The 13,049-nt window shown below is 37.5% G+C and carries 9 protein-coding genes; 1 reads left to right on the forward strand and 8 read right to left on the reverse strand.

Annotation, left to right across the window (positions count from 1 at the left end):
* Positions 1–21: 21 nt before the first annotated feature.
* The 3 genes from LV704_RS17300 to LV704_RS17310 form a co-directional block, all read right to left on the reverse strand.
* Entirely contained in the window at positions 22–894 is an 873-nt protein-coding gene (locus tag LV704_RS17300) for an OmpA family protein (RefSeq protein WP_163422509.1), read from the reverse strand.
* Between the two features lie 94 nt (positions 895–988).
* Positions 989–1,990 (reverse strand): glycosyltransferase family 2 protein, encoded by a 1,002-nt coding sequence (locus LV704_RS17305; protein WP_163422508.1) that lies wholly within the window; start codon positions 1,988–1,990, stop codon positions 989–991.
* Between the two features lie 12 nt (positions 1,991–2,002).
* A complete protein-coding gene (locus LV704_RS17310) occupies positions 2,003–2,449 on the reverse strand; it encodes a type I restriction enzyme HsdR N-terminal domain-containing protein (RefSeq protein WP_163422507.1) in 447 nt (148 codons plus the stop codon).
* A 26-nt stretch (positions 2,450–2,475) separates the two neighbouring features.
* On the opposite strand from LV704_RS17310, the gene holA reads away from it, so the two are divergent.
* Positions 2,476–3,477, forward strand: a complete 1,002-nt coding sequence (holA, locus tag LV704_RS17315; protein ID WP_163422506.1) for a DNA polymerase III subunit delta — start codon at positions 2,476–2,478, stop codon at positions 3,475–3,477.
* A 2-nt stretch (positions 3,478–3,479) separates the two neighbouring features.
* Here the strand turns inward: holA and LV704_RS17320 are convergent, their stop codons facing one another.
* From LV704_RS17320 to uvrA, 5 genes are all read right to left on the reverse strand, one after another.
* Positions 3,480–3,857 (reverse strand): DoxX family protein, encoded by a 378-nt coding sequence (locus LV704_RS17320; RefSeq protein WP_163422505.1) that lies wholly within the window; start codon positions 3,855–3,857, stop codon positions 3,480–3,482.
* 112 nt (positions 3,858–3,969) lie between these two features.
* On the reverse strand, positions 3,970–6,381 hold the full coding sequence (locus LV704_RS17325; RefSeq protein WP_163422504.1) for a thiamine pyrophosphate-dependent enzyme: 2,412 nt from the start codon (positions 6,379–6,381) through the stop codon (positions 3,970–3,972).
* 158 nt (positions 6,382–6,539) lie between these two features.
* Positions 6,540–9,329, reverse strand: a complete 2,790-nt coding sequence (locus LV704_RS17330) for a M1 family metallopeptidase (protein ID WP_163422503.1) — start codon at positions 9,327–9,329, stop codon at positions 6,540–6,542.
* A gap of 61 nt (positions 9,330–9,390) precedes the next feature.
* Positions 9,391–10,077, reverse strand: a complete 687-nt coding sequence (locus tag LV704_RS17335) for a TIGR00730 family Rossman fold protein (RefSeq protein WP_163422502.1) — start codon at positions 10,075–10,077, stop codon at positions 9,391–9,393.
* 17 nt (positions 10,078–10,094) lie between these two features.
* Positions 10,095–12,956 (reverse strand): excinuclease ABC subunit UvrA, encoded by a 2,862-nt coding sequence (gene uvrA, locus LV704_RS17340; RefSeq protein WP_163422501.1) that lies wholly within the window; start codon positions 12,954–12,956, stop codon positions 10,095–10,097.
* Positions 12,957–13,049 lie beyond the last annotated feature (93 nt).

Raw genomic sequence — 13,049 nt, forward strand, 5'->3', positions numbered from 1 at the left:
ATATTATCAAGTAAATATAAATTATTTTCCAGATCCACCAATTGCAGGATCTTTCATTCCTTCTTCTATCATGTTATAGAATTGATCAATTTTTGGAAGAACAACAATACGTGTTCTTCTATTTTTTGCTCTGTCCGCAGCAGTGTCATTCGATGCCAATGGAACATAGAAACTTCTTCCAGCAGCAGTCATACGCTCAGGAGCCACGTTAAAGTCTTTTTGCAATGTTCTTACAACAGCTGTTGCTCTTTTTGAGCTTAAATCCCAGTTATCAACCAAGACACCACTAGAATAAGGAACGTTGTCCGTATGTCCTTCCACAAGGAATTCAAAATCTGGTTTGTTGTTTACCACTTTGGCAACTTTGCCCAATACTGCTTTTGCAGCACTGGTAATGTTATAACTTCCGCTTCTGAACAACAATTTATCAGAGATAGAAACAAAGACTACACCTTTCTCAACGCTTATTTCGATGTCTTCATCATCCAAATTGCCAAGAACACCTTTTAAACTTTGCACCAAGGAAAGATTTACAGAGTCTCTTCTAGTAACAGCATCTTGTAACTTTCTAATAGTTAAATCTTTTTCTTGAAGACTTTCAAGTGACTTTTCAAGATTTTCAGCACCTTTTGTAGTTAATGTAGTCAAATTCCCCATGTTGTTGATCAACTCTTGGTTGTTTGCTTTCAAAAACGCGTTTTGATCTTCTAAGGTTTGCAATTTTGAAGTTGCAGAGGCTTTCTCCTCTAAACAATCGTTAAGTTTAACGGTCGCCGAGTTCAAAAGATCTTGGGTTTCTTTTTGCTGTGCTTCTAGCTCAGCATATTTTTTTTGTGATACACATGATGACAATAAAATTGCCATTGTTAATGTTCCTAGGAAAACTTTTTTCATAATCTGAATGTATAAATTAAGGATTGTTAGATATCAATGCTAAAATCGTCAGGCAAAATTAGATAAAAAGCAAATTTTAAATATTTCGGCATCGTTAATCTTTTACTAAAATGTTAAAATTCTTTATTTGATGTACGAAATGAGACCAGACTATGGATGTTGTTGAATAATACTTTAATATAAAATTAGCTTTTTCCCTCTTTTTGTAAAACTTCCTAAAGTTAGCATAAAAACTTAGATGCGCCCGCAAGATGGCTAGGCAATGGTTGAATTTAAACTGAAAAATAAAACGTAAAGCAGCTATTCCATCTAATATCAATCGCATGAAAACTATGGGCAATGCCTTTTTTCTTGGAAGATTTTTAGTAATGGAGTATAAAGAGTTCCTGAAATTTAGAAAAGTTTTCTTTGGATCCATATTCTTTAAGGTAGAACCTCCTAAATGGAATACTTGGCTTTCTCCTACATAATACACCTTATGATTTGAATTCTTCGCCCTCCAGCAAAGATCAATCTCCTCTTGATGGGCAAAATAGTCCTCATCAAAACCTTTTAAGGATTTAAACACCTCGCTTTTAATGAACATACAAGCGCCAGTAGCCCAGAAGACTTCTTTAATATCATCGTATTGCCCTTCATCCTTTTCCAAGGCCTGAAATATTCTGCCACGACAAAATGGATATCCTAATTTATCAATAAAACCACCTGCCGCACCCGCATACTCAAAATATTCTCTTCGCTTTAAGTCCAATATTTTGGGTTGAACAATGGCCGCTTCGGGGATTGTGTTAAAAGCTTTAAGTATAGGGTTCAACCAATTGGCAGTAACTTCAACATCAGAATTTAAAAGACAAAAAAGATCTACCTCAATATTCTTTAATCCATCATTGTATCCTTTTGCAAACCCACCGTTTGTAGCGTTTTGGACAATACCTATAGTTGGGTAGGTATCTTTTATAAATGCGACAGAATCATCTGTACTCGCATTGTCAACAACATATATGCTTGCTCCATGAGAATGGGCAATAACCGAGGGAAGAAATTTTTCTAGCAATGGCTTCCCATTCCAATTTAGTATGACAACGGCGACTTTCAAAACGGGAGCAAATTAACGGCTAAAATCAGGAATTTCCTTCAAAAACCTGTATTTTTCATTTTCAAGATCCATTTCACAGTAATAATGGTCTATACCATTGGTCACCATTAGGTAGTTGGATTTTAAAAGATAGTTGTACTGCGCAATCTGATCAAACGTAGTTTGATCAATTTTTATATCTGGCGATTTGCATTCCACTAGGATTTCTATGGTTCCATTTGGTTTAAAAACAACAATATCATAGCGTTTTTTTAGATTGTTGACTACCAATTGCTTTTCTATATTGATGAGAGTTTTAGGGTATTTTTTTGTTGAGATTAAATAATGAATTACATGTTGGCGCACCCATTCTTCGGGTTGTAGTACCACAAATTTTTTACGAATCACATCAAAGATATGGAGCCTATTTTCGCTATTTTTGATTCTAAACGAATACTTGGGAAAGTTCAACGCTTGCATTGGACAAATTTGATGATTTTTTCTGAATGGATAGAATAAAGGAAATTGTTGCAAACATTAATCAGGGAACACCAAAACCCATTTATTTTTTAATGGGTGATGAGCCCTATTATATTGACAAGATTTCAAAATACATTTCTGATAATGTGTTGACGGAAGACGAGAAAGGATTCAACCAAATGGTTCTTTATGGAAGGGAAACCAGCGTAGATGATGTAATTTCAAATGCCAAACGCTTTCCAATGATGGCTCAGCATCAAGTTGTCATTGTCAAAGAAGCGCAGCATCTTTCTCGCAATATTGAAAACTTCAGTTCTTATGTTGAGAACCCGCAACCTACCACCATACTTGTAATCTGCTACAAATACAAAAAGCTTGACAAACGTAAAAAGCTATATAAGACCATCCAAAAAAATGGAGAACTTTTTGAAAGTAAAAAACTGTATGAGAACCAGGTTTCTGAATGGATAAGGAGAACCTTAAGCGGAAGAAAACGAAAAATCTCTCCTAAAGCCTGTATGCTACTTGTTGAGTTTTTAGGAACTGATTTAAGTAAGATCAGTAACGAATTGGATAAGCTAGCGATAGTAGTGCCAGAAACAACAGAAATTACGCCAGAGTTGATTGAGCAACATATTGGGTTTAGTAAGGACTTCAATAATTTTGAACTTAAAAAAGCTATTGGAGAAAGAAATGTGGGTAAGGCTACCCGTATTATTAACTATTTTTCGCAAAATCCCAAGGACAATCCATTTGTGGTTACAATCACCTTGTTGAACACTTTTTTCACTCAGCTTTTACAGTACCATGGACTTAATGACCATTCTCCTGGTAACGTGGCCAAAGCACTTGGTATAAACCCATATTTTGTGAATGAATTTACTGTTGCTGCAAAAAATTACCCGATGAAAAGTGTGAGTGGAATAATCTCAAGTTTACGACAGCTAGATTTAAAAAGTAAGGGCGTTGGAGCAAACAATATTGCCCAAGCTGACCTTTTAAAAGAACTACTCGTAAAAATTGCGTAGACCTACTTTTTGTCTATACTATACTTTCCAGGACCCAAAAGAAAAATTACAATAAAAATTGTGGCGTATAGCAATGCCAACTCTTTCTTCCCAAAAGGATCAGCTCCATGAACGACTATGGCAGCAACAAGCATTGTAATGGCCGAAGGAATAGCGGCCCAACGAGTTTTAAAACCAATGATCAAAAGGATAGGACATAAAAATTCGCCGATTACAGTTAAAAATAGAGTGGGGGCCTGCCCAATCCCTAATGGGTTGGGAAAATCAGTATTACCACTTATTAGATTCTGAAATTTTGGATAGCCATGGGTTAGCATAAAAGCAGACGGGACAATTCTCAGAAGAGCAAGTCCCAAGTGTATTAGAATATTGTTTTTCATTCAAAGGGGGAATTTAATTTTCGTGAAAATATAAATTATGTCTTAATGACAACAATAATTATTTATTAAAAATAATGTTAAGTAGAATGTCAAACAGATTTCAATATCCAACTTAACGCAATGAAGGATAAGATTGCGGGTCAACTTCATTCATAATTTCATACACTTTTTCAAAGATATCTTCCGCGTTAGGTTTTGAAAAATAATCCCCATCTGAAGCATAAGCAGGGCGATGAGCTTTAGCCGTAAGTGTTTGCGGTGCACTATCCAAGTATTTATAGGCTGCTTGTTTTTCAATGATTTCTTGAAGCAAATAGGCCGAACACCCACCAGGGACATCCTCATCAATAATCAATAATCTATTTGTTTTTTTCAAGCTTTTGACCACGTCATGCTCAAGATCAAAAGGAAGAAGGGACTGAGCGTCTATGACCTCAGCATCAATACCAACTTCTACTAATTCCTGCGCAACTTTTTCTACAATCCTTAAAGTAGACCCGTAAGAAAGCAAGGTAATGTCTTGACCCTCTTTTATGGTTTCCACTTTTCCAATGGGAGTGCAGAATTCACCAAGGTTTACAGGCTTCTTTTCTTTTAAGCGATACCCATTAAGGCTTTCAATAACAAGCGCAGGTTCGTCACTTTTCATAAGAGTATTATAGAACCCGGCTGCCTGGGTCATATTTCTAGGCACCAAAATGTACATTCCCCTAAGCAAATGGATCAATCCGCCCATTTGGGATCCAGAGTGCCAGATACCTTCTAACCTATGACCGCGAGTTCTCACAATTAAAGGTGCTTTTTGTTTTCCGGCGGTGCGATACAATAGCGTAGCCAAATCATCACTTAGGGTTTGTAATGCATAAAGGATATAATCCAAATATTGTATTTCAGCAATGGGTCTTAACCCTCTAAGAGCGAGACCTATACCTTGGCCAATAATAGTTGTCTCACGAATTCCTGTATCTGCAACTCGTAGCGGACCGTATTTTTTTTGTAGCCCTTCAAGTCCTTGGTTTACATCGCCAATATTCCCGGTATCTTCTCCAAAAACCAGAGCCTCAGGATATTTTTCAAAAAGTACATCAAAGTTGTCACGCAAGATAACCCTTCCATCCACTTGTTCGTCATCATTGGCGTATGATGGTTCAAGAGCTTCTACATTAATGGCCTTGTTAGACAGTTCGTTATAAAGGTGAGAACTATATTTAGGCTGCGAGGTAGCCATAAAGTTTTCTGTCCATTTTTGGAGATTTGACTTTTCTGGTGTTGTTTCTCCAATCAGATATCGTAGCGCCTTTCTTGATTTTGCAGCCAAATCTTTTTTTAACGGCTCTTCAATGGCAATGAGATCATTCCGTAATTTGGAGATAAAGCTGCGATTAGGACTTTTTTCAGCTGCATTTTCAAGTAATTGGACAAGTTGTTTTTTTGCGCTAAGGTGTGGGTTTAAAAATTCTGCCCAAGCTTCTTTTTTTGCGGCACGAACCTTTTGTTTTATCTCTCTTTCCAGGCTTTTCAGTTCTTCCTCAGTATAAATACCGTTTTCAAGAATCCACTCCCTAAAACGCTTATTACAATCATTTTCACGTTCCCATATCAAACGTTCTTCAGATTTGTAACGCTCATGGGAACCCGAAGTGGAATGACCTTGGGGCTGCGTAAGTTCGGTTACATGAATCAATACTGGAACATGATTTTCCCGTGCTATTTCTGATGCGTTTTCAAAAGCATGGATGAGTGCAGTGTAGTCCCATCCGTTTACTTTTAAAATTTCATAGCCATCATTGTTATCATCTCGCTGTAATCCTTTTAAAACTTCGGATATATCTCCTTTTGTTGTATGAAACTCGGCAGGAACGGAAATACCATAGGCATCATCCCAAACACACATTACCAAAGGCACTTGAAGCACCCCTGCGGCATTGATGGTTTCAAAAAAATGTCCTTCACTTGTACTTGCGTTACCAATGGTTCCCCAGGCCACTTCATTACCATTAGTGGAGAAATTGGTTTGATCAATATCCTTAAGGTTGCGGTAAATTTTAGATGCTTGTGCCAAACCCAGTAACCTTGGCATTTGACCAGCGGTACATGAAATGTCCGCGCTGCTATTCTTTTGTTTCGTTAAATCTTTCCAAGTACCATCTTCATTTAAACTATGTGTGGCAAAATGGCCGCCCATTTGTCTACCAGCGCTCATGGGTTCTTTTGCTAGGTCCGTAGTAGCATAAAGTCCATGAAAAAACTCTTTTGGGCTGAGATACCCAAGGGCCATCATAAATGTTTGATCCCGGTAATAACCGCTCCTAAAGTCTCCATCTTGGAAGGCTCTAGCCATGGCCAGTTGAGGCAATTCTTTGCCATCCCCGAAAATTCCAAATTTGGCCTTACCGGAGAGTACTTCCCGTCTACCTAGCAAACTACATTCCCTACTGGTAACAGCCAATTCATAATCGTTTAAGATTTGAGACTGAAAATCATCAAAGGAAATATCGTTTCTAGTGCTGGAATCTGGCTTCATAGACGGTTGCAAATTTCTGCAAAATTACGAAAATCAGTTCGGAAAATCAATAAGTAGTCTTGTTAATAAAGTAACAATTTTGTAAAAAATGTTTAAAATAATAAAGGATTATTCAGTACAAGCTTATTAAAACGCTATTTCGTTGCGAATATTTTAAACTAAAACCACTTTCTGGTAAAAAGACGTATAAGCGTTTTTGGACTCAACGTTACCACAAACCGAATGCGCTCTCCATAATTGGGTTGGGCAATTTCATAGCCGTTATTGGAGTATACTGGAAAATATAGTTCGAAGAAATCAGTGACAAAATTCAAGCGTACCCCGGAATCGTATTTAAATCTCGCATTTTCACCACGATTTTTAATTGCACCAATATCACCATATAACTCAATCCACTGCCATATATTAAAACTGAGGTTACCGGTTAAAATCCAATCATTTCCAAAGCGATCATCAAAAATAGATTTAAAACCACCTTCAGATAGAATGAATTGTTGACTGGTAAGACCTGTGGCATTTTGGGATCTGTTCAAATAATTTAAGTCAAAAAGATAATCCGTAGGTCTGTCCAATGCAAAGCTGAAAAAGTCCGAATCGCTGGTATTGCTTATAAATTTTCCGGCATAGAACCTTAAGTTTAATTGACGGTTGTTATCGAACAGTGTGCGCTGTTCCCATTCGAAGGATAATTTTGAAAAATTTCCTGACACTTGACCATCGAGCACCCAAGATCTGTATCTGAGAATGTTGTTGTCAATATCACCATATCTAACATTGAATACGCTGAAATCAGGCTCAGTGTCAATTTGATCAATGATACTTTCATCTATAGTCCTGAACACATTTCTGAGTCTTACAAAAAGAAATTGCCTACGATTTGAAATGAAATCATTGGGTCGCCAAATAAAATTAACAGCTGGCGTAATTGTTGTAAACCGAGAATTTACATCAAAGAAGGCGGTACTGGCGTTCATGGCGTAATTAATGGAGTTCAATTTGCCCTCATCGAAAAAATCGCGTATTCTGAAACCAACGCTTCCAACCAAAGATTTTTCTTTTGTTGAATATCTTGGTTTGATATCAAAAGAGAAAGGTTGATTGATAATCGGTCTATTGTTTAAACTGATACCTGCGGAAAGACCGTTATTGACATCGAACTTAAATTCGGGGACCCAAAACAATTGATTGTAATATGGATTCTCAATATCCTTTAAAAAGCGTAATTGTAATTTCTTATTGCTTGAAAAAAAGCCATTTAGACTTTTCCAGTTATTTCTCTGGTTAACTTCAGGAATCTTTTTATCGTAATTTAAAACCAACCGGGTTTCCTCGTTTCTTGGTATGGTAAACGTGCGGGAAGTGTCAATGTCCTTAAACCAATACTTAGACACCACAGAATCTTTTTGAAGTCCAAATAAGGATATTGGAACATTGGAACCAGTTCTATTTTTAATTGTGAATGTAATGGAATCTTCAGTCTTACTGACTTTTCTAATTTTAAAATCTATGTTTGTTCTAAGCGCAACGTATTCATCAAAAAACCAATCGATATCTTTTGTTGACTTATTTCGCAAAAGCATCTCCAACTTTTTGGCCTTTACATTGGAGTGTAGCTTAAATTGATCATAGAATTCAAGGATTGTGCTATCAATTTTGTCATAACCAATATATTCCCCCAAGTATGCCATCCCAAGACCTGCCTTGTAGCTATTTGCTATTCTTTGATTAAATCGGGTTAGCGAATCGCTAGGAGTGGCGAGTGGCTGATGGTCGTTTCTGCGTACAGACAACATCTGCAAAAGGTAGTATTGTTCATTAAAGTCAGTTTTGGCAAGGTTATATGCTCGAAAACCCCATAAGCGTGATAGTTTGCCTGTCAATTTCTGATCTGGATAATATTCATCCACATATTTGATCAATAAATAATAAACAATACCATCCATGACCCATTTTTCTTTACGCTCGTCCAAAAACAGGGTTTCCTTTAAGATACTGTTCAAGGCAGTTTTAAGGAACTTCATTTCAAATTGAAACTGTTCTCTATAGGGTCGTATAAAATTTGGTAATTGATTAATGCCATACAATGGGTTTCTGTTGTAATCGACTTCAGCGACCAAAAGATTCTCATGAGGATATTCACCTAAATTATTTTTAATGAACCTGGCAATTTTATCAATGGATATTCCCTGGGAAATTTCATCGTATTTTGAAGTTTCAATATCAGAGGTTACAGTTAAATCGCGAGTTACATGTTTGGTGAAATCTTTTGTGGGTGTAAGTATGATTTGATTATTTTTTCTTTGTGTTCCGATTAAATGCGCTTCGTTTCCTATAGAAAAATCGGTACTTGAATTCACTTTAAAGTTAGTGGCTAAGTGTAACCCCTTTGGATAAGTAATCCGTATTTCGGTGTTGGTGACATCTGTGTTTTGATCATTCAAATCTTTATTGGAGTAAAGATTCCATTTTTCATCAAATACAGCAGGTGTAAGATACCAGTCACGTAGGTAATAACCTCTTCTATAACCGTGGCCATAATTGGTGTAGCGGCTGCTTGGCAAATCAATCTGGTAGGTTAAAAATAGCTCCACGGATGCTCCTGGTTCAACGGGTTTGTTTAGTACTACCTTAATGATATCAATAGCTTTTGTCCTTTCCCATTTCAATCCCATGTATTCACTGTCAACAATGCTCGCAACTTTTGTAAACCCTCTGTTTTTATCTTTTGCAAGGTGAAGGCTCTTATTGAATTCTTCACCAAACTTTTTAGCCAAAGCTGTCTTTTTACTCGAATAGGCATGGTTCCAGTCATTGAAGTAAAGCGTGACAAGCCCTCGGTCAGAATTATTGACATAGGTGAACTTTTGTCTTATCTGAATTTCTTTGGTTGTACCATTCAAAGTAGCACTTATCTCATTCTTATGTTGACCCAAAGCAATTAGGTTCATAAACAAGAAAGATAACAGTGCAATTTTCTGAATGAAACGTTTTTTTACCAAAGGCTACATATTAGAAGTTAGGGCTAAAAGTTCGTCCCTTATAGAATGCATCAATAATCTTTACGACCTCATCCTCTGTATCCACAATTTTTATAAGATCAAGGTCTTTGGCACTTATATTACCTGCTCCTAACATAGTGTCTTTAACCCAGTCTATAAGTCCGCTCCAAAATTTGGATCCAACTAAAACAATGGGGAATTTGTGGATTTTATTTGTTTGTATAAGGGTGATGGCTTCAAATAATTCATCCAAAGTTCCAAAACCACCAGGCATTACTACAAAGCCTTGGGAGTATTTAACGAACATTACTTTTCGGACAAAGAAATAGTCAAAATCTAGGCTTTTGTCACTGTCAATATAAGGGTTGTCATGTTGTTCAAAAGGGAGTTCAATATTAAGTCCTACCGAAGTTCCACCGGCTAAATGAGCTCCTTTATTTCCAGCCTCCATAATCCCTGGGCCTCCTCCTGTAATAACCCCATAACCAGCATCTGCAATGCTCTTGGCCACATTCACCGCTAACTCATAGTAAGGTTCTCCCGGTTTAATACGAGCGGAACCAAAGATTGATACGCAGGGACCTATGGCACTCATTTTTTCAAAACCGTTGACAAATTCACCCATAATTTTGAATATGGCCCATGAATCATTGGTTTTTATCTCATTCCATCCTTTATGATGTTGTTCTTTTCGCATATGTATTGTTTTAATAGTTAAACAGCCGAAGCAATTTTCCGCTTAGCACTGTCCAACTCCTTTTTCAAAAACTTGGCTGTGTAACTTTTATTGTCTTTGGCAACTTCTTCTGGGGTGCCTTTTGCCACTATCATTCCACCTCCTCGACCACCTTCGTAACCTATATCAATAATATGATCCATCATTTTAATCACGTCCATATTATGCTCTATGACCAGAATGGTATTCCCTTTGTCCACCAACTGATTCAAAACTTCCATAAGAACCCTAATATCTTCAAAATGTAGTCCTGTAGTGGGCTCATCAAGAATATAGAAGGTATTTCCAGTATCCCGTTTAGAAAGTTCTGTTGCCAATTTTACCCGTTGTGCCTCTCCGCCGGAAAGAGTTGTAGATTGCTGACCCAAAGATATATAGCCCAGGCCAACATCTTTTATGGTTTTTAGCTTTCTATGAATTTTAGGAATATTTTCAAAGAAATCAACGGCTTCATTAATTGTCATTTCCAAAACATCCGCTATGGATTTTCCTTTATACCTAATTTCTAAGGTCTCCCTATTAAAACGTTTGCCATTACATGTTTCGCATTCAACATAAACATCTGGCAAGAAATTCATTTCAATGACTTTTAAACCACCGCCTTGACATGTTTCGCAACGGCCACCAGCCACATTAAAACTGAAACGACCAGGTTTGTATCCACGGATAGTTGCTTCTGTTGTTTTTGCAAATAAAGCTCTGACCTCACTAAAAGTACCCGTGTATGTTGCTGGATTGGAGCGAGGTGTTCGGCCAATAGGGGACTGATTAATGTCAATAACCTTATCCACATGATCCAATCCGGTAATTTTTTTATAGGGCATTGGTTTTTTAACACCGTTAAAATAATGGGCGTTCATAATAGGGTAAAGCGTCTCATTGACCAAAGTTGATTTTCCGCTTCCGGAGACTCCGGTAACCCCTATTAGTTTTCCCAATGGAAACTCTGCAGTAACATTTTTAAGGTTATTTCCCGTACAACCAGAAAGTACTATCTTTTTTCCAGTGCCCTTTCTTCTATTGGATGGAATGGCAATTTCACGTTTTCCGGTAATGTATTCGGCAGTTAAGGTGTTGTACAGCTTTAAATCCTCTGGTTTTCCTTCGGAAATGATTTCTCCTCCATGTCTACCTGCTTTTGGTCCAATATCGATAACGTGATCTGCATGTTCAATCATGTCCCGATCATGCTCTACTACAATAACAGAGTTCCCAATATCCCGAAGAGATACCAAAGAATTGATGAGGCGTTCATTGTCCCTTTGGTGCAAACCTATACTTGGTTCATCTAAAATATACAGTACCCCAACCAATTGTGAGCCAATCTGAGTCGCCAAGCGGATACGCTGCGCTTCTCCTCCTGAAAGAGACTTGGAGCTTCTGTTGAGGGATAAATAATCCAAACCAACATCCAATAAAAACTGGATACGGGTCTTGATTTCTTTTATAATTTCTTCTGCAATTTTCTTTTGATTTCCTTCTAGAGCGCTCTCCAACTTTTCAAAAAAACCAGCTAGTTCAGCAATATCCAATTGGGCCAGTTCAGCAATGTTTTTTTCTCCTATCTTAAAATAAAGGGATTCTTTTCTGAGTCGTGCCCCATGGCAATTTGGACAAGAAACCCGGTCCATATATTCTTTTGCCCATCGTTTTATGGAAGTAGAGTTGGCTTCTTCAAATTGCGTTTTAATAAAGTTGGAAATGCCTTCATAGTCAATTTTGTATTGTCTTTTTACGCCCAAGGTCTTTGAATCCACCTCAAAACTGTCATTACCTCCATTCAATATAACATCCATTGCTTCAGCAGGAATCTTTTCCAAAGGATCTGTCAATTCAAAATTATACCGTTGTGCAATGGTTTCAAGTTGTTTAAAGGCCCAGGACTTTTTATATTCTCCCAACGGAGCAATGCCGCCTGTTTTTATGGAGAGTTTTTTATTTGGAAATATCTTCTGTTCGTTCACCTCGTGCACATGCCCCAAGCCATTGCATTTAGGACACATTCCCTTTGGCGAGTTAAATGAAAATGTATTGGGCTCGGGAGTGGGGTAGGAGATGCCCGAAGAGGGACACATAAGGTCACGACTAAAGTAGCGCGGTATTTTTTCACCTTCTTCCAAAACCATGAGTACATTGTTACCACTGTACATGGCAGTATTTATGGACTCATTAAGTCTTTTATGAAACTCTTCGTTCTCTACAACTTTTAAGCGATCAATGACAATCTCAATATCGTGGGTTTTGTAACGGTCCACCTTCATGCCCTTGGTAATATCCAAAACTTCACCATCAACCCTAACTTTTACAAAACCTTGCTTTGCAATTTGTTCAAAAAGCTCCCTGTAGTGTCCTTTTCTGGATTTAACCACAGGGGCAAGAATGTTTATTTTCTTATCGCGGTAAGAATCAATTATGAGGGTCTTTATTTGCTCATCACTATAACTGACCATCTTTTCGCCCGTGTTATAGCTATATGCATCTCCAGCCCTGGCAAAGAGAAGCCTTAGAAAGTCATAAACCTCTGTAATGGTACCGACTGTGGAACGAGGAGATTTTGATGTTGTTTTTTGTTCAATGGCGATTACAGGGGAAAGACCATCAATTTTGTCCACATCTGGGCGTTCCAGTCCACCCAAAAATTGGCGTGCATAGGCCGAAAAAGTCTCAATGTACCTTCGCTGTCCCTCGGCATAAATAGTATCAAAAGCCAAAGAGGATTTTCCACTGCCGGATAGACCGGTAATGACGACTAATTTTTCCCGCGGAATGGTAACATCAATATTTTTTAAGTTGTGGACCCTTGCCCCTTGAACTTCAATATTTTCTTCGTAGTTGATCATAGCACAAGATGCTAATGTAATCAATTGGGCAGTAAAAAAGAAACCAGAATAGGTTTAATAATCTTGCTTTTTAAGCCATAGCTTTTATTAGAT

It is taken from the genome of Flagellimonas sp. CMM7 (assembly GCF_021390195.1).
Lineage (GTDB): Bacteria > Bacteroidota > Bacteroidia > Flavobacteriales > Flavobacteriaceae > Flagellimonas.